Here is a 22,158-nt window from a genome sequence, read left to right as displayed (position 1 = left end):
ATCACCGCAACATTACCATGAGCTCTAGACCGAGTAATCTCTATAGCCTCTTCGGAAGGAAGAAAGACTCTCCCCTGGAGACTCTCTTTGACTAACTCTCTAGTAACTTCCGGCAATTCAGTAAGGTTGGCAATGGTTTGCTGTTTCACCTTACCATCTTCGCGATAACTTCTTCTCAGAAGATAAGTGAAGTATTCTCTGTCCTTGTACTTACTCACAATCCTAGCTAAATAAAGGCCTTTAGGTTTGCTCTTCATAATATGATGATAGCACAAAGGAAAGAGCAAAGTCAATTACAAATTGACTATTCACTGTCTACATTTTCAATTCATTTATGTGTCTTTTTCCTCTCTCGGAAAGAGTTTCATTCATTTGCTGTCGGGGAACTTCAGATTAACAGATACAGCATTTGGCCAAATAAAAATCCAGAAGAGCGATTGACTGTTTAGCCTCTAATATTAGAGTGCTCCGATCTGTAATTTACTCCTCTCTGAGATCACAAGGCAAAGATATTCATCATAAGACTACATTCAGTGTTTAAATTCTGAAAGTCAATCATTATATACTTGCTTTGTCGTATCAAATCAGGCAATAGAAAAGGGGGATAAACTATGAAATTGAAATTTGTTCTTGTGATCGTTCTAATTTCCACAGTTGCTTTCGGCAATTTCTTTCAGCGGTCCGACGAGTATTTGAGAAGACAGAACGAACTGAAAAGCACCCTGGAATTCTCGCTGACATTCGAAAAGGCTAAAGAGATAATTGTGAAACATTATCCCGAGCTCAAGAGCGATGAAGAAGTTAGAGAATTCATTATTGAAAGAGACATTCAGAGGGCTATCGTGGACGGTGTAGAGATGTACTACTCCGACTTGGAGCACAACCTCTTCACCCGTGACCCAGAACTGGTAGAGCGGGAGCCAGAGTGGTCGGCGGGCAATGTTTTACTCGTGAGATACCTCCTGGAAGAATACGGACCAAAACAGACACCTTTTGCCTCCTTCAAGCCAGCTCACAGCCCGTATTTCAACCCGAAGAACTACCTTGTGGAGTACAAAGTACATACCGAAAGATCTCTCCTGCCGGATAAGGGTTCGCTGAGAATCTGGTTCCCCCTTCCATTGCAGACGGCAGTTCAAGAGAACATCTCTGTATTAGAGGTGACCCCAAAGGAAGCGGTGGTCGGCCTTCCCAGAACTACCGGCGATATAGCATATGTCCTCTTCGAATTCGATCTTTCGAGTCTCGCCCAGGATCTAGACGTCTCCGTGAAATACACTTTTACTCACTACCAGCAACAGTTCGATATAGATCCAGATCAGATAGGCGAATACGACAAGGAAAGCTCGCTTTACAAGGACTACACGAAGTCCGAAGGAAGCATCTACTACGACGAGAGATTTGAGGAGCTTGCCAGAAGCGTTGTTGGAGATGAGACCAATCCCTTCCTTCAGGCGAGAAAGCTATACTACTACGTAGTCGAAAACATCAAATACACTTTTATGGCCCACGCTTCAATAGAGGCGGCCGGGATTTCGGAAAGCCTCTACTCTTTCGAACACGGTTACGGTGATTGTGGGACCCAGTCGATGATCTTCTCAGCTCTCTGCAGATCCATCGGAATACCGGCAAGGGCGCCGGGAGGCTTTCAAGCTTTCTCCGGTCAGCTGGGTTCGCATTTCTGGGCCGAGTTCTACCTGCCAAATTACGGCTGGATTCCTGTGGACACCTCGGCAGGACAGATAGCGACCTACACTTACGGGATTACGGAAGAGGAACGACAGGACTTTATCGATTACTTCTTCGCAAACCAGGACCCGTTGAGACTCGTGGTTCAAAATTCCGTCGACTTCTTGCCGGCCGAAAAACCTACCGACACTCAACTGCTTGAAATAACCTTGCAGACTCCGTTCGTTGAGAGCGAATTCAGCAACGAAGAGTTCGATGTCACCATCGCGATTCTTGATTCTTTCACCATGAAGACGGTTTTGTTGAGATAGAGCCGTGATCGGGGGTCGGAGGTCGGGGGTTGGTGGCATCAAGATCAGAAGTGATGCTGCCTCCGGCAGGAAGTGAGGCTCGCTGGCGCGAGGAAGTGATGCCCGGAAGGGCATCCGGGGAAGTGATGCTGGCGCTTACGCACCAGGAGGCAAAAACCAAAGAAAAAGAGCAAGCAAATCAAAGTAATCTGATTAGAACGAACCTATTCTGTCATCCTGAAGCGCTCCTGTTCAGGATCTGGGCTTCGAAAGACCGAGGGTAGAGGTCAGTGTTCAGAGGTTGGAAGAGCAAGGGATCAGTTGTAAGTTCCAAGTTGTGAGTTGTGAGTAGAAAAGTCCAACAAAACGGGTCTCGAGTCTTGTGTTTCGTGAGTACAAGTGGTTGACTATCACGGCCTCATTGCTATTGAGAGGCTGTCATCTCGAACTTGTTTCGGGATCTGGTCTTAGAAAGAAACGTGGTTAGAGGTTAGTGGTCAGAGGTTGGAAGAGCAACGGAAGCCGGATTACCGTTGGACGGTTCACCGTTCGCCGAGGAGAAGTCGTTCCTTCCAGAGCGAGGATCTGTTCTTCGTTCTTGGTTAAGGTCAAAAACCAGGAGCTAGATGCTGAAAACAAGTTCATGACGGGATGTACTTGACCAGAAGAACCTGGACGCGTAGCGTCGGAACGAAGAACCGGTGCTTCTTGGCGGGGACGGTGGACCGTTGACGGACAACGTGGTTTTCATCAGCGACCAGCGTGTTCTTGATTTTAAGCGTGCAGCGATTCTTAGATCATCGAGATTCTGAATCAAGTTCAGAATGACGTGATGTGGCGTTTTCGTAATCGCCTAACACTGTCATCCCGGACTTGATCCGGGATCTGTTCTAAGAACGAACAACCTGGACGCGTAGCGTCGGAACGAAGAACCGGTGCTTCTTGGCGGGGACGGTGGACCGTTGACGGGCAACGCGGTTTTCATCAGCGATCAGCGGTTGTTGTGCTCTTGAAGCGGGCTTGGTCTTTCCATGCTCCATGATCTCAGCTCGGGCGATATTTCGATTTCCTTTACGACTGAGAATCCAAAGGATTCGTAGAAGCGCAGATTTGAAGGATTCTGGGTTTCAAGATAACATGGGAGCCCTCTGGAGTCTGCTTCCTGAATAAAGAGGTTCATCAGCTTCTTTCCTATTCCCATTCCCTGTTTTCGAGGTAGAACGGCCAGCAAGATGAGGTGCAGATTGTGTCCTTTCATGCATTCTTTCTGAGTCTTAAAAATCTCCATCCCTGTTTTCATCAGACGAAAGAGCGAGCTAATGGGCGAACCGATCATTCTCATTGCCCCACTTCGGAGCCATGCCATTACGCCGGGCTCCTTTTCAGAGTCAATCCACTGGATCACTCCGCTAGACTCTTCGGAATCGAAATAGATATCGCTTGATGGAGCGTAAGCTTTCGTCATTACGCCGTACAGCCTTCTTATTTCTTTTCTTTCTCTGTCCTTGAACACGTATTTGATCATGGGATCTTCAAAGAAGGCTTCGGTAAGGATCTCCACAGCTTTCTCGTACTCTTCTTCGGAAACTCTTCTCGGTCCGTTCACAGAATCACCTCACATTAACCTTGTGTTCTTCGTAAAAGACCGGCAAGAACAAAGATAATAGAATGGTCTATAGGTTGAGGCAGCATTCGATAGCCGCCCAGAAGACACGCTCCTTATGACTGTCGGCCTCGGGATGGAATCTTCTGTCCCACTCTTCGCCGCTTATGTCGTCTCCCGAGGAAAGTAACTGTCCAAAGACGACATTTCTGAACCTCGAGACGGCCATAAGGGCCGAAGCCTCCATTTCGACGGCAATACAGCCCTCGTCGATTCTCTCCTTGACTATCTTCTTCGTCTCCCTGTAGAAAGCGTCTGTTGTCCAGGACTTCCCCTTGATATATGGAATCGATAAAGCTTCTAGTGAGGCCTCTACCTTTTCCAACACCTCTGTATCTACAGCTATTTCGCGGGAAGGCTCAAGGTAATGGTACGAGGTTCCCTCGTCTCTGACGGCAGATTCCACGACGATAATCTCTCCCCTCAGGATATCCTTCTTTAACACTCCACATGAGCCGCAGGCTATTGTTTTTCTAACTCCAAGGGCGATGAGCTCCTCATAGAAGCCTGCCGCGGACGGCGCTCCAAGTCCGGGATTCAAGATCGCGACTTTGACCCCTCTGTACTCGATCTCATAAACGGGATACAGTCCGACCTCGCTTCTCCTGTCAATGATCTTCTTCAGAAGTCCTTTCTTCAAGAGAGTCTCTATAACGCCCTGATAAAAGAGGATTATCGCTCGTTCCGGCATCTCGGAGACCGAAGAGATGACCATCGTTGGTTCTATTACGGCCGGTCTTTCATTATTATGTTCCAGAATAGGTAAACGCTTCTCCATATATGCCCCCTTTACGACAATTTTAGCAGTGAAGAAGAGATCGACAGTCGCCGAATGACCTGACACTTTTGTAACCGGAAGTTCTGTTATTGTAATCAGTATAAACTGAGGTGAAATCGTGAAGATAAGGTTGGTTCTGATAGTGGTTCTTCTTATCGCAGTTGTTTCATCGGCAGGGATGTTGAAGAACCCAGAAAACAGGTTCAAACTCGAGCTTGATTGCGAGATCAGATTTACGGGAGTGATCTTCCACACCATTCAGTTCGGTCAGACGGTAACCGTTCTGAACTACGTGAAAGATGGTGGTCAGGACGTTCTCTTTCCATATCAAAGGTACACCGCCGGGCTGAGCATCGGCAAACATACGGTCTACTTTCTGTATCAGCTACTCACCGTTCAGTCAAAGGTTCAGCTTAAAAACGACCTGATAGTCGATGGAGTCACCTTCCCCGCCGGAAGCGGAATCCTCTTGAACTACGGCTTCCCCTTCTACAGGATCAGTTACACTTACGACGTCTTGAGAAAGGGCAACAGCTATCTTGCCCTCGGTCTCTCACTTCAGTTGAGAAATGCAGATATCTATTTCGAGTCTCTCGATGGAACGAAGTTCGTCGACAATAAAAATGTCGGTCCCGTTCCGATTATCAAAGTGAAGGGCGCGTACTGGCTGAATGAAAAGGTTTACCTAGCAACAGACATCGATGGCTTCTACGCCTCCAGCAGTTTTATTAACGGAGCTGACTTCGACTTCGAGGGATCGGTGCTGCATGCTTCTTTGAGAGCCGGCCTGCTTCTAACGGATTATCTCGAAACCTATTTCAATGTACGTTTCATAGGTGGAACCGCTAAGGGCACTTCCGAAAACTCCGATAGCCCCGACGGCTTCACCGACAACAGACTTGCGATCATCAATTTCAGCATGGGTTCCAGCTGAAGTAAGTTATTGACTTTAAGAACACTTGCCTAAAGGGCCGGTCTTTTCTTGTGGGGTACTCAATCTTGAGTTGAATTGCGGCTTCAGAAAAGACTCATTCTTGATCTGTATCCGTTCAGTGGTTCAGTCTTAATTGATGGTTGCCTCATACTAGCCCACCCGTATTCGAAATGTAATTCAAAAAGAGATTTGCTATTGAAAGCATTTTTTGATATTCTATTATCAACGTCATTGAGTGAGGTCAATATTATGGAACATTTCAAAGCTTTCAAAAAAGTCGACGAGATTTTCGAATTGTTCTTTGAGCAAAGCAAATGGAGACTTAGCGACATAGTGGACAGGTTAGGTTATCCCAAAGCCACCGTTCATCACATTCTTGCAGCAATGACAGAATTGGATTACCTCACGAAGGACAGGAACTTTTATATGCTCGGAAACAGGATTCTCCAATTGAGCGGACTTATGAGAAGGAACCTCGAATTCAGAGAGGTGGCTCTTCCATACCTCGAGAAACTCAGAAATGAAATTAACGAGACCATTCATCTTACATCGCTATTCAGAGACCAAGTGATATACATCGAATGTCTCCATCCGACTCACGCACTTCGCCCGCACTCAACGGTTGGCGTCACCGCTTCAATGTACTGCACAGGCGTCGGAAAGGCATTGCTTGCCTTTCAACCGAACTCTTATGTTGACGGTTATCTTGAAAGAGTGACCCTCGCAAGAAGAACCGACAATACTATCACCGACAAGGAGCAGCTCAGAAAAGAGCTAGAGTGGATAAGAGAACACGGCTATGCGTATGACAGAATAGAACAGGAAGAAAGCATAAAGTGCATTGCAGCACCCATATTGGATAATCACGGAGTCGCAAAGTATGCCGTCAGTATTGCCGGGCCTTCTAATAGAATGACCGACGAAGCAATAGAAAGGTATAAGGAACCCTTCTTAAAGACAATAGAGAAGCTTAACAAGTTGTTTATCGATTTCGAAACCTGAGACTCAGAGAGTTTCAATTCTGCCTTCACTTCTAGGAACAACGACCTTCTTTGAAGATCGACCCGCAGGAGAGAGATTATCTCCGTTTAACAGCCATAATTGACCCAGATACTTTCCAGACGTCCCTGAATGGTTTTGCAAATGATGTAACCATTTTGGTAAATTCAAAGGTAGTTACCACATTGTTGAATTATATTCCATATTATTGAACTATTCAAACTATTTCCAATGCGTACTTTTTAGGACGCAATCCATACGTGAAAGGGGAATTGAGATGAAAAAACTGTTTGTTTTGATCGTTGTTGCCTGTATGTTTGTTTCATTTGGTCTTGCAGCTACCACACTGGAAAACGTAGTTAAGAGCGGAAAGCTTACCGTCGCAACTGATATGACTGCTGTACCGATGCAGTATAGGGACGCTTCGGGAAATCCAACGGGATTCACAGTGGAGCTTATGGAACTTGCAGCCAAGGAGATGGGTGTCGAACTGGTTTGGCAGGACATGGCATGGGAAAGCCTTATTCCTTCATTGCTCTCGGGAAAAGTCGACATGATAGCTGCAAATATGTCGATGACTCTAACGAGAATGAAGTCTATAAGATTCTCTGACCCGTTCTTCCTTACGGGAATTGTTGCTATTGCCAGAAAGGATTCTCCTCTGCAAAGCTGGAAAGAACTGGCCGATCCTTCAGTAAAGATGGGCGCGACAATGGGTTCTGTTCACGCAGATTTCATTGAACAGGAATGGGGCAAAGATGCTTCTCTGTACGACAATCTTGCAGAATGGATGACGGACATCAAGTTGGGTAGAATCGACTCGGTCATGGACGATGAGATGATCTGTATCGAGCTAGTAAACAAGAACTCGGATCTGAAGATCTTGGACGGTTATGTGAGGCCCGACACTTACGGACTTGCTTTCAGGCAGGACAAGGATTCCGACTCTCTGGTCGAATGGTTCAACTGGTTCCTCAAGTGGGAAAAGCTGACTGGCGAATACGGAAAGATTTACGAGAAATACGTAGGCAAAGCCTGGGAACCATCTTTCATTATTGATTAAATCAAGAAAATCGTTATTTCAAGATGAGATGGGGGGCTAGCCCCCATCTCATTTTAGGAATCGAAAGGGGAATTCTGATGGAACCGATTGTTCGAATTCGAGGTCTCAACAAGTTCTTTGGCAAACTTCACGTTCTAAAGGACGTCGAATTAGATGTATATGAAGGCGATGTGCTGGTCCTTTGTGGACCCAGCGGGGCAGGAAAAAGCACTCTTCTTCGCTGTATAAATATGCTCGAGCACTTTCAGGAGGGTTCGATCGAGGTTTTGGGAAAAAACATCAAACAGACGAGAGCTAACCTGAATTTCGTCAGAAAGAACTCTGGAATGGTCTTCCAGCATTTCAACCTCTTCCCTCACATTTCCGTAGTTGACAATGTCGCTCTGGCTCCCATACTCGTTAAGAAAGTACCAAAACATGAAGCCGTTGAGAAAGCAAAGAAACTGCTCGATCAGGTTGGATTATCTGCGAAGTATGATGCCTTCCCTCCTCAACTTTCCGGAGGACAAAAGCAGAGAGTTGCTATCGCTAGGGCCCTGGCAATGGATCCAAAACTCATGCTTTTTGACGAACCCACGTCTGCCCTCGACCCCGAGATGATCAAGGAAGTATTAGATGTCATGACTAACCTCGCGCGCGGCGGTATGACGATGATAATCGTCACCCATGAAATGGGCTTTGCGAGACAGGTGGCCAACAAAATTGGTTTCTTGGATGAAGGGAAGCTGATCGAACTTACCCCTAAGGATGAGTTTTTCAACAATCCCAGAAGTGATAGAACCAAGGAATTCCTGAGCAAGATACTTTAGGTGATGTCATGCTTGACATGAGAATGATCTCACAGTATCTTCCCGATTTCTTTGAAGCATTGTTGGAAACACTAAAAGTTGCGGCTTTGAGTGGTGCTTTCTCCCTTATTATTGGAACGGTGGTCGGCATCCTTTCAACTATGAAGTCCAGGTTTGCAAGAATACCCGTAGGAATATATACGGGATTCATAAGATCGACTCCTTTGCTTGTCCAGTTGTACTTCGTCCACTACGGTCTCCCGATAACCGGTCTTATGCTGACCTCCTTTCAAAGCGCGATAGTTGCCTTTTCTCTCAACAGCGGCGCTTATATATCAGAAATAGTACGGGGCGGCCTTATAGCTATTGACAAGGGCCAGGCAGAAGCCTCAAAAGCACTCGGTCTATCATGGTTTCAGACAATGCGTAAGGTTATACTGCCTCAGGTCTTCAGAAACATCCTGCCACCACTGATCAGCCAATTCTCGTACTTGATAAAAGACACAAGTCTTGCGGCAGTTCTGGTTATCCCCGAGCTTACATACACCGCTCGAAAGATCGCTGCGAGAACCTATATGCCATTCGAATCATTCGGTGTGCCGATGTTAATGTATTTCGGAATCTATCTGGTTCTTGCTCTTCTGAGCGGTCTAATAAGCAGAAATCAGAAATCGAGACAGTCGGATGCGAAGCGATGGTTCGGTCTTAAGAAGGTGGTATGATGCAAGACATATCTTTACTACAGCAGATAGTTAGACTCGGAGTCGCCTTCCTTAACAACCTGGCCTTTCTTCCATTCGTTCTGGGAATCGGTATAGTGCTGGGAATTGCGATCGCCCTGATTCGCTTCCATCGAATACCCGTTGCATCGCAGCTTCTAGCCATTGTTGTAGAGATAATCAGGGGATCGCCCTTCTTGATAATCGTCTATGCGATCTACTTTGCGCTGCCGTACGTTGGAATTGAATTGGGCGCGTTTCAGACGGGAATAGTCGTTCTTTCAGTTACGGCAACGGCATATCTTTCAGAGGTTTTCAGAAGCGGTCTTATGTCTTTAGATAAAGGACAGTTTGAAGCGGCCGAGGCTCTTGGATTGAACTACTTTCAGAAGCTAATCCATGTGGTTTTACCCCAGATCATAAAGAGTACCATGCCGTCAATTGTCGGCCAGATAGTAATGACAATAAAGGACACTTCTATTGTCTCACTCGTTGGAATGGTTGAGATCGTAAGAACTTCCAGACAGATAATGCAACTGACTTTGAGTCCGTTTACTGCGTTCAGCATAGTGTCTGCGTTCTTTATACTTGTGTGTTATCCGCTAATTGTCGTATCTAAAAAACTAGAGGGAGGGAGTAACAAATGAAGTTTCAGCTCGAGTCTTCCAAGCTTGAGTTTTTCAGGCCAGATGCTTTTGGATTTATTAACGGCCTGAAGAAAGAACCACCAAAGCAGAAAATGATTAACCTTTCAATAGGTGCTCCGAACCGACCCACCCCAGAATGGATAGTGGAGGCAATGAAGGAGAACCTGTCGAATCCTGCCTATCATACTTATCCACCGCAACACGGGGCTCCGGAGCTCCTTGAGGCTGTCGCTGACTGGTACAAAAAACGTTTCGGAGTCACGCTGAATCACGAAGAAAATGTGCTTGTGACTGTCGGAATCAAGGAAGCTATTTTCAATGCATTGCATGCACTGGTAAATGCCGGTGATTCGATTCTTGTTCCTGATCCAGGTTATCCAACATACTTCGAGGCCGTTCTTTTCACCGGAGGAAAGCTTCTCACTTACAACGGCGATGTTGATCCGATGGCTACTCTAGACGAAATCGAGAGTCTTGCCAGGTTGCACAAGCCGAAAATGGTAATCGTCAATTACCCCTCAAATCCCACCGGCCGAGTGGCAAACAGAGAGTACTACGACCGGCTTTCCGAGCTTTCCGGCAAGTACGGTTTTGTCGTGATGAGTGATCTTGCATACTCCGAAATAGCCTTCGACAATCTTGAAGTCAACAGTTATTTCGAAGCGCGCCAGAATCTCGAACTGGGACTGGAGTACTTCGCCTTCTCAAAGACCTACAACATGGCCGGATGGAGAGTTGGAGCAATAGTAGCCGAGAAACGTCTTCTGGACGCTGTGAAGCTTTACAAATCGAAGATCGACTCAAATGTCTTTTACCCTATACAGCTCGCAGCTGTGGCAGCATTGAAGACTACCCCCAATTCCTATTATCGTGAGCTCAGAGAAATGTATCAGGGCAGGCGAGATGCGATTATTGACGGTCTAAAGGCATCGGGATTGACTTTCACCGCTCCCCAGGGGGCGATGTATGTATGGGTTTCCACTCCGGAAGGCACTGATCCCTGGAGTTTCACCGAAAAACTATACAGAGAATACGGAATTCTCGTTGTTCCTGGAACTGCCTATGGTGTCAATGGTTCAAAGAAGGTCAGAATGGGGTTGGTTCAGGAGTTTGAAGCAATGGAGGACGCAGCCAGAAGATTGGCAGAAGGGAGATCATGGTGAAAAGACTACTTGAAGGGGTCGGTGTAGCTCCGCTAACTCCGATGAATGATGATGGTTCCTGTGTTGACTACAATGCAATAAAGTCTTATGTAGACTTCCTGGCTGAGAAAGGTGTCGACGGAATGTTTGTGCTCGGCACGACCGGTGAGGGGACATCCCTCCCATTGGCGGAAAGAAAGAAGACTCTAGAGTCGTTCCTCGAGGCAAACAAAGGAAGAATGACGGTTGTATCTCATTGCGGGGCCTTAGTACTTGAAGATATTATCGAGCTGCTAAGACACTCAAAGGATTGTGGGGCGGATGCGGCAGCAGTAGTTTCGCCTTTCTTTTTCAACCACAAGCAAGAGGAGCTCTTCAGTTTCTACGACAAGATAGTGGACGCCGTAAGCGACTTTCCTCTGTACATTTACAACATTCCCTCTCTAACAAAAAACCCGGTTAGTGTCGATGTAATTGCCAAACTCCACGAAAAGCATAAGAATATTGTCGGTTTGAAGGACAGCAGTGGCGACTTTGTAAATTCGCTGAGCGTTATTCAGGCTCTGCCATCGACGTTCAGTACGGTCGTTGGATGCGATGCGGCATTCGCATCGGTTCTAATAGCTGGAGCCAGAGGCTGCGTTTCAGGCCCCGGAGCAGTCTTTCCAGAGTTCTTCGTCAAGGTCCGGGACGCTATAAGAGACGGCGACTTCGACAAGGCATTTGATAATCAGAAGTCCTTGACAAAGCTGACGATGGCAGTTGGGAACGGCGCAAACATTCCCTACATGAAACATGTTCTCGAAAGAAGGGGTCTGAAAATGGGCGGTGTCAAAACTCCTCTCAAGAGTCTGGAGAATTCGGAAATTGAGTCTCTTGACATCAATCTAGTCAAAGTCATGAAGGACGTTGGGATAGACTTCTAATTTTCTCAACAAAAAATGCGTCTGGAGAACTTTCCAGACGCATTTCTTATGATATTCAAAGGACTATCGATTCGTTGTTTTTTATTTCGATAGAGTTTCCGGGGAGATCGCCATATTTCTCGGCGGGTTCGCTGGAGACTATTCTCACCCCGTCCCTCTCGTAAAGGAACAGGGCGTGTTCCGTGTCATCTTTCTCTGCGTTCTGCCTTATCGCCCAGACGTTTTCATAATCCGTGAGAAGCGCGTTTATCGACGTGTAGCGGTAGTTCTCCGCCACAAAGGCCGCAGTTATTTCCAGAGCTCTCTTCGTTTCATATATCTCGAGATTGCTGACCAGAAGCTCGAGATATCTCTGTGTATCCGTCGTTCCTTCATCGCTAGCGAAGTCGTATATCGTTCCGTTGTGGCAGAAGGCATAGTTCCTTCCCCTGACCGTGGTGTAGAAGGGATGAACGTGCTCGAGATTGACGGTGTATCCCTTCGATGCCTTTCGAGAATGAATAATGCCTACCCTGCTCTGAGGGAGCTTCTTATCGCTATCAAAGATCGCGCCGGAACTGTTGTAGGTCTCTCTCCCTTCGCCACGAACGGCATAGCCCCAGCCGTCACTGTGAGGACTGGAAATGCCTCTCGCGGAGATGCCCTTTAGAATGTCTAAAATCCAGTTCGTATCTATGTTCTTATCTGCCTTGAAAGCTATCATTCTGCACATTTTTCAATACTCTGTCCGGCCGCTTCGACCATCTTTAGAAAGTACCGGTGAATTCTCAGATCTCCAGTGAGTTCGGGATGAAAGGAGGCTGCCAGCATGTTATTCTGGCGAACGAGAACCGGTGATCCGTCGTAGCATGTAAGGACTCTCACTTCGCCACCGATCGATTCGATCTTTGGAGCCCTTATGAATACTGCCCTGAATGGTTCGGGACCAATCTCGTCGATCTGTAGATCTACCTCGAAGCTGTTGATCTGCCTGCCGTAACCGTTTCTCTTGACGCTAATGTCTAAAACGCCCAGAGAGTCCTGATTGACGACGTTCTCAATCTTCTTGGACAGGAGGATCATGCCCGCGCAGGTCGCCAAGACCGGCATTCCATCTTCTATCCTATTCCTGAGGGCTTCCCACATTTCGAATCTCTTCAAGAGTTTGATCATGGTGGTTGACTCTCCACCTGGCATTGCCAACGCCTCGACGGAGTCTAGCTCCTTACGATCCTTTACCCAAGATGGTTCCACTCCTGCATTTCTGAGAATCGATAGATGTTCCTGTATAGCACCTTGAATTCCGAGAACCCCGATCTTCAACCCTTACCAGCCTCTTTCTTCCATTCGAACTTCCAGAGTCTCGATCTCGAGTCCGTCCATTGCATCTCCGACGTTCTCCGAGATCTCTGCCAGCGCTTTAGGATTGTCATAATGCAAAACTGCTTCGACGATCGCTTTGGCCATTCTTGCGGGATCCTTCGACTTGAAGATTCCCGAACCGACGAAGACTCCGTCACAGCCGAGCATCATCATGAGAGCTGCGTCGGCCGGTGTAGCCACTCCGCCGGCGGCGAAATTGACGACGGGAAGTCTTCCGAGCTCTCTTACCTGGCTGAGAATCTCGACAGGCGCACCGATTTCCTTTCCATAGTGGACGAGTTCGGCGTCGTTCATCATCTGGACCTTTCTAACTTCTTCGTTAACGGTTCTCATATGCTTGACTGCCTCGATGATATTTCCGGTGCCAGCCTCTCCCTTTGTTCTGATCATAGCGGCGCCCTCGGCGATTCTCCTGACTGCTTCTCCGAGATTTCTTGCTCCACAAACGAAGGGGACGGTGAATATTCTCTTGTCTATGTGATACTTGTCATCTGCAGGTGTAAGAACCTCCGATTCGTCGATGAAGTCAACGCCAATAGCCTCAAGGATCTTCGCTTCGGCGATGTGGCCGATTCTAGCTTTGGCCATTACAGGGATCGTTACAGTTTCCATGATCTCTTTGATGAGACCAATCTTTGCCATTCGGGCTACTCCGCCCTCTTTTCGGATATCCGCCGGTACTCTTTCAAGAGCCATTACTGCCGTGGCTCCGGCATCCTGAGCTATCTTTGCCTGCTCGGGATTCGTGACATCCATGATTACGCCGTTCTTGAACATTTCAGCGAACCCTTTTTTTACTGTCCAGGTTCCCCTTGCTTCCATTTTCAACACCTCTCCTCTTTATCGTTGTTCCAATAGTTACTCGCTACCTTTTCCAATCTTGGAGTCTCTATCTTCCCTCTTCCCACTTTTGCGCAGGGTCTTCCTTCAACCTCCACGATATCTGCCGTGAAGTCCAGCTTGTTTTTCAGCAGGGACGAACCGACTCCGTAAACATCCACGGGCACATTCAGCTTCTCGAAGAGATCAATCTTATCCGCCGTGAAACCACCCGAGACGACTATCTTCAAATCCTTCATTCCGTACCTGTCGAATTCCCTTCTAGCCCTCCAGACCAGTTCGGGACAGACTCCCAGCGAAGAAGCGTCTTTCGGGACGACCGAAACGTCTCTCAAACTGCCAGAAGTATCGAATCTCACGCCCCATATCTTTCCCTTTCCCGGGCCTATGACAACCGAAGGATCGGTCCTGCCAGGTGTGAAGTCCTCTCCGGTCTCGGCTTTATACGTGCGTGCAACGCAATCGACCGTCGTTCCGATCACATCGTTGTCCCAATCGACCAAAATTATCCGGTTGACTCCGCCCTCTATATAACGATCGAAAGCCAATGCGGCCTCGGCCGTATCTCCGTTATATACTGCGATAAGAGCGTGAGGAATCGTCCCCATGCTCTCAACGCCCCAGTAGTCGGCATTCGCGTCGGTAGAGACTCCAAAAGCCCCGGCCTTGAGCGCCGCGTATCCGTCCGTTGCCTGAGTCCAGAAGTGGTCGAATCTCGCGCTGAAGAAGAGTATCTCCTTGCCTCTGGCGGCCTTCACGACGGACTTGACGGCAGTCGCAGTTGAGGATGCTCTCGCTATGACACCCAGCAATATGGTCTCGAGATACGAGAAATATCTGGGGTCGCCTTCTATCGTCATAACCGGTTCCATATCCTTTGCTTCATCGCCGTCATACAGCGCGCGAACTTCGAGTTCGGGCCATTTGTCAACCCAGAGATCATTCAGCATCATCTTCAGGTCCCATTTTTGAGCGGTCAATTCCACCAGGGCGTGTCGATCCATCTCCCATGCTGCGTGGTTCACTGCCTTCTCAATCTCGAGCACCTCTTCGAAGAGCCTCTTCGCCTCTCCTTCATTAGAGTAATAACCGGTCCCAAAGCGAAGAATGGCGAGCGCTTCGTCAATTCCCACTATTGTCGCGTCTCTCCTCGGGAAGAGCTGATATAGCACCCTTGACTTCTTGTCTGCCTTCTTGAGAACTTCGACAAGTCTCGTGAAGTATTTGTCAGAATAGTAGCCGGCTCTCATCTTGTCAATCGGTACTTTGAAGACTCTCGGGTCGATTCTGCACTTATCCACCGAACGCCCCCTGTCTCTGCCCTCATTCGCGAGCAAAAATTCCGGAAAAATGTATCCGGTACCCTGATTATATAATAATAAACGACTTTCGACTCTCAAACGGGGCAGATCTTTGCCATTTGGACCAGTCCAAAAAAATAAACCGGCCATAAGGCCGGCTGAGAAGATGACGCTTCTATATCCAGTCGATAGAGATCTTCGACATATCTGACTTCACGTTGATCTGGCAGGTCGTAACGGCCCTGTCGATATTGGTCGAGACATACCCTTTTTCCCTCTCCATAAGGTTGTTGAAGTTGCTCCAGTTGAGCTCGCCTTCATGGATAATGCTAAGACCAACGTCTTTGGGTGTCCTAATGTTCAAGGAGGTTACCTCACAATCTATGTCTACTATAGAGTCTCTCAGCTGGGAAGGTATTATAGAAAGCCTGGAGAGCGATGTCTTGATTCTCGCGCTGTCAAGATTTAGTTTGGAGAAGTCGAAGACACTATCGGCGCCATCAAGTGTAGCATCCAGCCTGAGAATCGGTTCCGAGTTGAGTTCGAAATTCATTCTTGATTTTGACAGGACACTGGATACTCCTGACCTTGCCTTACACCTGGCCCTTAGAGAACCCTTTCCCTTGTCCATATCGTACTTTAGATCGCCACTGAAACTCTGCTTATCGTAACTCACATTTGCATCGAAGCCGTTTGAGGTGTTATCCATAAGCAATACCTTTGTGAGGTTGGCATCGATGTCGATTTCCAGTTCTTCGAACTCTTTGGGCCTTGAAACGTTGAGAACCTGTCTCGTAGAGTTCGGTGTTTCTCCAAGTTTGAAGCTTCTTTTGAAAAGAGTAACAATACCCCAGCCAACGATATACGATCCAATCATGGCCACTACGAGCTCCCAAAAGCCCCAACCCCTGAAGCCCTTTATAACATTCCAGCCTATTAGTAGATCTGCGAAGAGGATTCCTCCAAAGATCAGACTTCCCATGTGCTCTGGCTTGAACCTTTTGAAGACCTTTAATCCCTGATACAGGAAGATAATCGCAAGGAATATCTCAATTGCAAAGGAAAAGCTGGGGATCACATGCGTGACGGAAAGGATAATCAGCATTCCAAGAAAAATCGCAAATAGTGCTCCGAATTTCATTTTATTATCACCTTCTTTTCCTTATCAGATCGATTTCGGTTCTTCGGGAGTATCCGGTTTTTCGGGTGTTTCTGGCTTTTCTAGAGCTTCAAAAGACTTTTCACTTTCAACATCTTCGTTTTTGATTACTACATCTACCGAGTCCTTAAACTTCTGAAGCTCCTCGTCCACTTCAAGCATCTCTTCAATCTCCTGCTCAGAGTATCCGAGGATACCGAGCATCTCAAAGGTGTACTCCTTTGTAAGTTTGCCTTCCTTGAAGAGAAGAAGAATCTTTCTAGTCTCCTGATCCTGAAGGTTCTCCTCGACAACGGCCGATCTGTGGCCCTTCTTCTCTTCCGAAGAAACGGTTCTGGATTCAACCTTTACTTCCTTCGCTGGAGTCCCCGTGTACTTCGTACTAATGATGAGATCTCCCGAAACACTGTTCATTTTCAGATACTCCTGCGATTCTCCGTTTCCCGATCTATAGTGTTTCTTATCTATCTTCACAAGTCCGACGTCAGATGAGATGTCACCGCTCACAGAGGAGATTGTGGCATCGAACTTAGGCTCTCCCGAATAGGAGATAATGGCGTCTCCACTGACTGAAGAAACTATTGTTTCCCTTTCCATAGGAGGAAGCCCCTTAATGCTGAGATCACCCGATACCGAGCCGAATTTACCTCTTCTATAATTCGAGGCTATGAAGTTCAAGTCTCCGCTTACCGTACTGAAGTTCAGGTTTTCTACAGAGCAGTTCTCGATCTTCACATCACCGCTGACGTTGCTTATCTTAAGGCTTCTAAGATCGAAGTCGGTTATGACGATATCACCGGAAGCACTGTTGGCGTCTAACTCCCTTACAGACTTAGGCACGAGAAGTCTTACGCTCTTGACCTCTGCTCCGCCGTCAAAGAGATTCTTTATGAAGGGAATGTTTATATTCGTTCCCTTCTGAAACTTTATACTCAGCCTCTTCCCTGAACTCTCAGCTTCGGGCACATAATCATTAGAATCTACTTCGACGTATGCAATCACATTTCCATCTTCCACAAGGTCGATCTGAAGATCCGCGCTAGCTGAAGAGATCTTAAGAATCTCGATTCCGGCGCTGTCAAATTCAAACTTTTTCTCCACGACCATACCCCCTCAATCCTCTATCTTTATCGTTACTCTCTTGTCCCCGGTTTCTATTTCAACGGATTCGCCGCTCTTGATTACCTCTTCGAGGACTTCCTTCAGATTGTAGTCGACAACCCTGTCTCCTATCTTGAAGTTCGCGTCCTTTTCCTTTACAAAGTTTCCGACGAATTTTGCAAGCCTCACGGGAAGTCTTATATGGGCCTCGACCTTCCCCGAATGGTTATCCACAACCTCTATAGAGAATTTCCTTCCCGACTTTTCTTCTTCATATGATTCAAAGAACTCTTCAAGCAAGTCCCTTCCTTGCTCGGGAGAAACCTTACCATCTGCAACGAGCTTCAGGATTTTTAGAACCTCTTCCCTATCCAATTAGATCACCTACTTCTTTTTTCTGACTTTCCTGAGCATCTCGAGAGCTTCATCTGGCTGCAGTTCTCCGGATTCAAGCCTCTCTAGGATTCTCGACGCCTCTTCCCTGTCCTTGTCGACAACTTGATAGCCCATTGCCCTCACTATATCTTCGAGTCTGTTTCTCGCCGTCGGATAGGAGATGTCCAATTCCTTCTGAACCTCGGAGAGATTGCCTCGATTCTTGATAAAGGTCTTCAGATAATCAAGCTGTTCGGCGGAGAGTTTCATAATATCGTCAAGCTCGAATCTTCCCCTTATCGTGGTACCGCAACTATCACATTTGTACTCAGTGATCGTCATTTTCCCCCCGCAGACGGGACAGTTGCTTATAGAGTATTTCATCGGTCCACCTCCACAACTTAAGTTGAACCTAAAGATACTTTCAACCACATTCATTATACAACTTCTAACTTGAAAAGTCAAACATTACCTTAAATATATTTAGATTGACTTCAATTTCTTGTACTAGGAACCAATTATTTTAGTTGTAATTTTCCGATAGATGGAGACTGCGTTCTTGTTTTTTCTCATATGGAGAGGCTTTAGATGGAATGAAGATCTGAAAGGCGTCTAAGCAACAGATTTGCCAGCGGTCTTTTGGGGTCGAGATGGAGAGTGGATAGGTAGATGGAATCATCTACCATATCGATATAACCGTAGAAATCGGTGAGCCATCCATAGACAACACCGGAAAGCCTTCTGCTGTAGCCCGAGCTGCTTATCATTGGCCTATCTTCTATTAGACTGCGATGACATCTCCTGAACAACCCACCGGGAAATACGTCGGAGAGCAGTTTCGAGTTCCAGAAGATTCCCGTTATCCAGTCGCCCGAGAGCAAATCATCCTTCGCAACTGTTGACGCTTTGTATCCATTGTATTCAAAGGAAGCGCCCGGTCTATCGAGCACAACAACCGATTTTCTGTCAAGCGGTTTCTGCAGTCCGAAATGAGGATTATTGATGATCGTGATCTCGGCAATATCTTTGCGGGAAAGAACAGCGTGGAGCGTTGCAACACACTTATCGAGCAGAATTTCAATCTTGAGCAGCCCCTCGCTGAATTTGTCCGTCTCCAGGGATACTCTGACCGTGTCACCCTTCTCCCCAGATAATGGCATCTCTCGGATCTCTTCTCCAATCTTTATCCTGAGCGTTTCTCTCTTAATATCCTTCAGAAGAAAGATTCTGAGGTTTACCTCTTCTCCGATCCATAATTCCTCTTTATCTAGAAGAGAGACGAAAAGGTCGTTGTCTAGAATTGCTCGCATTCTTTCGGGATCGATCTTGAAGTTTCTATCGAAGTCAAGAAGACCGTTGCACTCCCAGAAGACATCGCTTAGTTCAGTTATTACGAATCCCCTTATGTTCTCGTGAAGTCTCATTTTGTCGATTTCAATATTCAGGTTTTCTTCCTGGTTTTCAACGGAAAGCTCGAAAAGCTCTCGATAACTATATTCCTTCGATATTTCGCTATTGTCGAATCTCTCTAAAGCCCCTCCCGGTTTCGTCATGGGGACATCGTTAAACATATGATTGAACCAGTACGGTTTTTCTTTCTTTCGTAGCCAGATTTCAGGGGGCAGCGACCAGTTCCCAAATTCAGAAACGACAAGGGGCCTTCCTTCTGCATTATTTTTGTGTTCCCCTATGTAGAAGCTTTTGGGGCTTTCAGAGTAGAGTTCAATCAGCGAGTTCCACTTATCCTGTCTGTCGATGGAGCTTACGTAAAAGTGGTAGTCGTTCAGATCACTCTTCAAATGGTAATTCCCCACACAGGCAGAGTTGTCGATCCAGACGATACCCGGGAATCTCTCCTTGAATCTCTCATACGCTTCGATCAGCCATTTCACCTGCCGTGGATCTGTTTGATTTATTCCCCAAGATTCGTTGATAATCGAATACAGACAAAGCGATGGGTGGTGAGAGTCTCTTCTCACGGCACCGTCGATTAATTCCAGAAGTTCCTCGCTTCCCTCATCAGAAAAGAGATCAAAGTGCGGCGCATCCTGCCAAACGATCAAACCAACCTCATCTGCAATATCCATATATTTAGGATCGGGAACCTTCACATGATGCCTGATCGTGTTGATACCGATTTTCTTCAGCTTTGCAAAACTCTCCCTTAAAAACTCCTCTGAAGGAATCGTGTAAAGGGTTTGGGGATAGAAATCCTGATCGAGAACCGCTTTCATGTAGAAGTCGCGTCCATTCAGGAAGAGCTTCCCGTTTTCGGCTACGAAGTCTCTGAACCCAACCCTCCTCTCGATGACATCTCTGCTCTTCCCTGATTCAAGAGTGACTACAAGTCTGTAAAGATTGGGAGTTTCGGGAGACCAAGGAAGGCAGCTGGGAAGGCTAAGCGAAATACTCTTGTCTACGCTTCTCTTAGACGCTAAAAGCCGGTCTGATTTGTCGAATACTCCTATGCATGCTCGGTCGAATTCTTCATTTGTGGTGAACGCGACCTCCAGGCTCCTCTTTAAATACGAGGTGTCAACTCTCAGCCGACATATGTGGACCGGGGGTCTTTCTTCTATCCACACTCCTTGCCAGATGCCTGAGATATTCGTGTACCAGTTTGGATCTCCATTCTGTTTTCCGTGAGGAATACGCCTGAAGTTAATCTTCCTGTCGTCTATGGGATCGAAGACAAGAACCTGGAGTCTGTTGCGTGATGACAGTACTCCAGATATGTCGAATTCAAAAGGCAGGTACCCGCCCCGATGGCTGCCCAACCGGGAGCCGTTCAGAAAGACTTTGCAAAGATAGTCCACCGCTCCGAACGCTAGAATTGTACTGCAATCCGAATTCCTTTCGTACTCAAATTCCCTTTCGAAATACAGATACCTCTGAGAGGATGTAACTTCGGGATACGTTCTCTCAACACACCCGGGGATCTCAATGGTTTTTGTCGGCTCAATTTTACCAACGTCATCTGGTTCATTCTCAAGGATTTCGAACAGCCAATCCCCGCCAAGATCTATTCTTCTTCTCATAGTTCTTTACCTGCTTTCTGATGTCTGCCAAAAATAATCTTCGAGAATACTACTCTTCGCCTCGCAAGTCGTTCCTCATGACAGTTGCTAGTTCTCCCGTAGATCTCCTGAACTGCCTGGAGGGGTCCATCTTGAGACTGACGAAACCCATGGGTTCTAAATACTTCTCCACTGGCTCGGATCCATAACGATAATCCCAGTTTATCAGATCTATTGCGGGAAACCACGTGTATCCTTTCAGGTCTATCCCTCTATCTATCAGATCTTCTACGAGTTTGAGCGACTCTCTCCACCAGAGAATCTGATGATCTGGCTCTCCGTTTATGCTTGTTTCCGTAAGGAATATCGGGCCACCGTATCTCTCGTGATAACTCACAATCAGTTTCTCGAGATATTCTGTCCCTCCATAGAACGGCGTGGTGCGTATTTTTCCCTTTTCTTTCGAGACTTCGAAGACACTAAGTTGTGGATAGTAATTAACCCCGAATCCGTCGACCGTTATTCTGTTTTCTGTGAACCAGTCGAGATCTTCACTACCAACCCCGTTTTTGTACAGGTAATCGAAAAGACAATGTTTGGTGTCTACCTTCCCCTGTATAAGATCATAGGTCAAATATCTCATTTCATTCATCTTCTTCACTTCCTCTTGAAGTTCTCGTTCGGCAGAAAAGAAGATGCCCGACGCTTCGACGTGAAGGGCGTATTTGTTAGGTAGTTCTCTCTTTATAGACGAAACTGATTTCATTATCCCTTTTGCCGTCGCGATGAGGAGTTTGACAAAACCGTCGTCCCCACTTAAATAAGGGGGCCAGATTGACTGGCGGCCGCAGAATTCCTGGGTAATGAACGGTTCATTCATGGGAGTGAAGAGATCAATTGACTTTTTATACCTTTCAAGAACCTCCAACTCATAATCAGCCATGTAATCCGGAAAACAGCTGTTGAGAAAACCATTGTCCATCCAGTGGGGTGTACCGTAGTGAATGAAGTCAACTATTGGGATAAGGCCCCTCTCACCCATGAAATCAAATACTCTGTCGGTCCATGAGAAATCAAATCTCCCTTTTTCCGGGTTCACCGTGTACCAGGGAATTCCATACCTAACATACTTGAACCCCGTATCTGCGATAATCTCAAGATCTCCTTCCCAGTTCGAGTAATGTTGTGTGAGCTCGTACTCATCGAGAGATCTTGCCGAAGTCCTGTCCGTCTTTGTCACAAATGTGTCTTCAATTCCCGCTATCCACATGAACTCTTTTTTCATCATACTCACCCGATCCTCTAATGATAATCTGTCTTTAGCAGTATTCATTGCAATGTTTGAGGCGCTCTAATGTGAGAAGG

22 protein-coding genes and 1 pseudogene are annotated in these 22,158 nt (G+C 46.8%); 10 read left to right on the top strand and 13 right to left on the bottom strand.

What is annotated here, in order from left to right:
- Positions 1-218, bottom strand: a pseudogene (locus Y696_RS12530) (transposase); the annotation flags it as partial.
- Between the two features lie 393 nt (positions 219-611).
- Here Y696_RS12530 and Y696_RS12525 point away from each other — a divergent pair.
- Together Y696_RS12525 and Y696_RS14390 are read left to right on the top strand one after the other, a co-directional pair.
- Positions 612-2,000, top strand: a complete 1,389-nt coding sequence (locus tag Y696_RS12525; protein WP_121510718.1) for a transglutaminase-like domain-containing protein — start codon at positions 612-614, stop codon at positions 1,998-2,000.
- A gap of 29 nt (positions 2,001-2,029) precedes the next feature.
- A complete protein-coding gene (locus Y696_RS14390; protein ID WP_259459950.1) occupies positions 2,030-2,263 on the top strand; it encodes a hypothetical protein in 234 nt (77 codons plus the stop codon).
- A gap of 707 nt (positions 2,264-2,970) precedes the next feature.
- On the opposite strand, the gene Y696_RS12515 is transcribed toward Y696_RS14390, so the two are convergent.
- Both Y696_RS12515 and Y696_RS12510 read right to left on the bottom strand, forming a co-directional pair.
- On the bottom strand, positions 2,971-3,585 hold the full coding sequence (locus tag Y696_RS12515; RefSeq protein WP_121510717.1) for an N-acetyltransferase: 615 nt from the start codon (positions 3,583-3,585) through the stop codon (positions 2,971-2,973).
- Positions 3,586-3,652: 67 nt separating this feature from the next.
- Positions 3,653-4,420 carry a nucleoside phosphorylase gene (locus Y696_RS12510; protein WP_121510716.1) on the bottom strand — a complete coding sequence of 256 codons (768 nt, stop codon included), beginning with the start codon at positions 4,418-4,420 and terminating at the stop codon, positions 3,653-3,655.
- A 118-nt stretch (positions 4,421-4,538) separates the two neighbouring features.
- On the opposite strand from Y696_RS12510, the gene Y696_RS12505 reads away from it, so the two are divergent.
- The 8 genes from Y696_RS12505 (at position 4,539) to Y696_RS12470 (ending at position 11,638) form a co-directional block, all read left to right on the top strand.
- Positions 4,539-5,354 carry a hypothetical protein gene (locus Y696_RS12505; protein WP_121510715.1) on the top strand — a complete coding sequence of 272 codons (816 nt, stop codon included), beginning with the start codon at positions 4,539-4,541 and terminating at the stop codon, positions 5,352-5,354.
- Between the two features lie 249 nt (positions 5,355-5,603).
- Positions 5,604-6,356, top strand: a complete 753-nt coding sequence (locus Y696_RS12500; protein WP_121510714.1) for an IclR family transcriptional regulator — start codon at positions 5,604-5,606, stop codon at positions 6,354-6,356.
- A gap of 274 nt (positions 6,357-6,630) precedes the next feature.
- On the top strand, positions 6,631-7,416 hold the full coding sequence (locus tag Y696_RS12495; protein WP_121510713.1) for an ABC transporter substrate-binding protein: 786 nt from the start codon (positions 6,631-6,633) through the stop codon (positions 7,414-7,416).
- A 77-nt stretch (positions 7,417-7,493) separates the two neighbouring features.
- Entirely contained in the window at positions 7,494-8,225 is a 732-nt protein-coding gene (locus Y696_RS12490; protein WP_147431789.1) for an amino acid ABC transporter ATP-binding protein, read from the top strand.
- Positions 8,226-8,233: 8 nt separating this feature from the next.
- Positions 8,234-8,926, top strand: coding sequence for an amino acid ABC transporter permease (locus Y696_RS12485; RefSeq protein ID WP_121510712.1), 693 nt, complete (start codon positions 8,234-8,236; stop codon positions 8,924-8,926).
- Positions 8,926-9,570 carry an amino acid ABC transporter permease gene (locus Y696_RS12480; protein WP_099772422.1) on the top strand — a complete coding sequence of 215 codons (645 nt, stop codon included), beginning with the start codon at positions 8,926-8,928 and terminating at the stop codon, positions 9,568-9,570. The genes Y696_RS12485 and Y696_RS12480 overlap by 1 nt, the downstream gene beginning before the upstream one ends.
- Positions 9,567-10,733, top strand: a complete 1,167-nt coding sequence (locus Y696_RS12475; protein WP_121510711.1) for a pyridoxal phosphate-dependent aminotransferase — start codon at positions 9,567-9,569, stop codon at positions 10,731-10,733. Before Y696_RS12480 ends, Y696_RS12475 begins: the two co-directional genes overlap by 4 nt.
- Complete coding sequence (locus Y696_RS12470) at positions 10,730-11,638, top strand: dihydrodipicolinate synthase family protein (RefSeq protein WP_220668802.1); 909 nt, start codon at positions 10,730-10,732, stop codon at positions 11,636-11,638. The genes Y696_RS12475 and Y696_RS12470 overlap by 4 nt, the downstream gene beginning before the upstream one ends.
- Before the next feature lie 55 nt (positions 11,639-11,693).
- On the opposite strand, the gene Y696_RS12465 is transcribed toward Y696_RS12470, so the two are convergent.
- The 10 genes from Y696_RS12465 to Y696_RS12420 form a co-directional block, all read right to left on the bottom strand.
- Complete coding sequence (locus Y696_RS12465; RefSeq protein WP_121510709.1) at positions 11,694-12,350, bottom strand: class II glutamine amidotransferase; 657 nt, start codon at positions 12,348-12,350, stop codon at positions 11,694-11,696.
- Positions 12,338-12,940: a pyridoxal 5'-phosphate synthase glutaminase subunit PdxT gene (gene pdxT, locus Y696_RS12460; RefSeq protein WP_121510708.1), complete on the bottom strand. Its 603-nt coding sequence runs from the start codon at positions 12,938-12,940 to the stop codon at positions 12,338-12,340. The genes Y696_RS12465 and pdxT overlap by 13 nt, the downstream gene beginning before the upstream one ends.
- Before the next feature lie 3 nt (positions 12,941-12,943).
- Positions 12,944-13,822 (bottom strand): pyridoxal 5'-phosphate synthase lyase subunit PdxS, encoded by an 879-nt coding sequence (gene pdxS, locus Y696_RS12455; protein ID WP_014731935.1) that lies wholly within the window; start codon positions 13,820-13,822, stop codon positions 12,944-12,946.
- 2 nt (positions 13,823-13,824) lie between these two features.
- Positions 13,825-15,090 (bottom strand): nicotinate phosphoribosyltransferase, encoded by a 1,266-nt coding sequence (locus tag Y696_RS12450; protein WP_180274867.1) that lies wholly within the window; start codon positions 15,088-15,090, stop codon positions 13,825-13,827.
- 226 nt (positions 15,091-15,316) lie between these two features.
- The gene (locus Y696_RS12445; RefSeq protein ID WP_014731933.1) at positions 15,317-16,282 is read right to left on the bottom strand and encodes a hypothetical protein; all 966 of its coding nucleotides are present in this window, start codon (positions 16,280-16,282) and stop codon (positions 15,317-15,319) included.
- Positions 16,283-16,306: 24 nt separating this feature from the next.
- Positions 16,307-17,407 carry a DUF4097 family beta strand repeat-containing protein gene (locus tag Y696_RS12440; protein WP_121510707.1) on the bottom strand — a complete coding sequence of 367 codons (1,101 nt, stop codon included), beginning with the start codon at positions 17,405-17,407 and terminating at the stop codon, positions 16,307-16,309.
- A gap of 6 nt (positions 17,408-17,413) precedes the next feature.
- Positions 17,414-17,776, bottom strand: a complete 363-nt coding sequence (locus Y696_RS12435) for an SHOCT-like domain-containing protein (protein ID WP_014731931.1) — start codon at positions 17,774-17,776, stop codon at positions 17,414-17,416.
- A gap of 9 nt (positions 17,777-17,785) precedes the next feature.
- Positions 17,786-18,160, bottom strand: coding sequence for a DUF2089 domain-containing protein (locus tag Y696_RS12430; RefSeq protein WP_006489399.1), 375 nt, complete (start codon positions 18,158-18,160; stop codon positions 17,786-17,788).
- Positions 18,161-18,360: 200 nt separating this feature from the next.
- Positions 18,361-20,814 (bottom strand): glycoside hydrolase family 2 protein, encoded by a 2,454-nt coding sequence (locus tag Y696_RS12425; RefSeq protein ID WP_121510706.1) that lies wholly within the window; start codon positions 20,812-20,814, stop codon positions 18,361-18,363.
- A 49-nt stretch (positions 20,815-20,863) separates the two neighbouring features.
- On the bottom strand, positions 20,864-22,081 hold the full coding sequence (locus Y696_RS12420) for a family 1 glycosylhydrolase (protein ID WP_180274861.1): 1,218 nt from the start codon (positions 22,079-22,081) through the stop codon (positions 20,864-20,866).
- Positions 22,082-22,158 lie beyond the last annotated feature (77 nt).

This window comes from Mesotoga sp. H07pep.5.4, assembly GCF_003664935.1.
GTDB classification, from domain to species: domain Bacteria; phylum Thermotogota; class Thermotogae; order Petrotogales; family Kosmotogaceae; genus Mesotoga; species Mesotoga prima.
This window is presented reverse-complemented; position numbering and strand designations above follow the sequence as displayed.

Coding starts and splice junctions, on each gene's coding strand:
- Y696_RS12425 (WP_121510706.1), bottom strand. CDS start 20,814: ATGAGAAGAAGAATAGATCTTGGCGGGGATTGGCTGTTCGAAATCCTT.
- Y696_RS12445 (WP_014731933.1), bottom strand. CDS start 16,282: ATGAAATTCGGAGCACTATTTGCGATTTTTCTTGGAATGCTGATTATC.
- Y696_RS12490 (WP_147431789.1), top strand. CDS start 7,494: ATGGAACCGATTGTTCGAATTCGAGGTCTCAACAAGTTCTTTGGCAAA.
- Y696_RS12500 (WP_121510714.1), top strand. CDS start 5,604: ATGGAACATTTCAAAGCTTTCAAAAAAGTCGACGAGATTTTCGAATTG.
- Y696_RS12485 (WP_121510712.1), top strand. CDS start 8,234: ATGCTTGACATGAGAATGATCTCACAGTATCTTCCCGATTTCTTTGAA.
- Y696_RS12440 (WP_121510707.1), bottom strand. CDS start 17,407: ATGGTCGTGGAGAAAAAGTTTGAATTTGACAGCGCCGGAATCGAGATT.
- Y696_RS12450 (WP_180274867.1), bottom strand. CDS start 15,090: ATGAGAGCCGGCTACTATTCTGACAAATACTTCACGAGACTTGTCGAA.
- Y696_RS12495 (WP_121510713.1), top strand. CDS start 6,631: ATGAAAAAACTGTTTGTTTTGATCGTTGTTGCCTGTATGTTTGTTTCA.
- Y696_RS12525 (WP_121510718.1), top strand. CDS start 612: ATGAAATTGAAATTTGTTCTTGTGATCGTTCTAATTTCCACAGTTGCT.
- pdxS (WP_014731935.1), bottom strand. CDS start 13,822: ATGGAAGCAAGGGGAACCTGGACAGTAAAAAAAGGGTTCGCTGAAATG.
- Y696_RS12420 (WP_180274861.1), bottom strand. CDS start 22,081: ATGATGAAAAAAGAGTTCATGTGGATAGCGGGAATTGAAGACACATTT.
- Y696_RS12480 (WP_099772422.1), top strand. CDS start 8,926: ATGCAAGACATATCTTTACTACAGCAGATAGTTAGACTCGGAGTCGCC.
- Y696_RS12475 (WP_121510711.1), top strand. CDS start 9,567: ATGAAGTTTCAGCTCGAGTCTTCCAAGCTTGAGTTTTTCAGGCCAGAT.
- Y696_RS12430 (WP_006489399.1), bottom strand. CDS start 18,160: ATGAAATACTCTATAAGCAACTGTCCCGTCTGCGGGGGGAAAATGACG.
- Y696_RS12510 (WP_121510716.1), bottom strand. CDS start 4,420: ATGGAGAAGCGTTTACCTATTCTGGAACATAATAATGAAAGACCGGCC.
- Y696_RS12465 (WP_121510709.1), bottom strand. CDS start 12,350: ATGTGCAGAATGATAGCTTTCAAGGCAGATAAGAACATAGATACGAAC.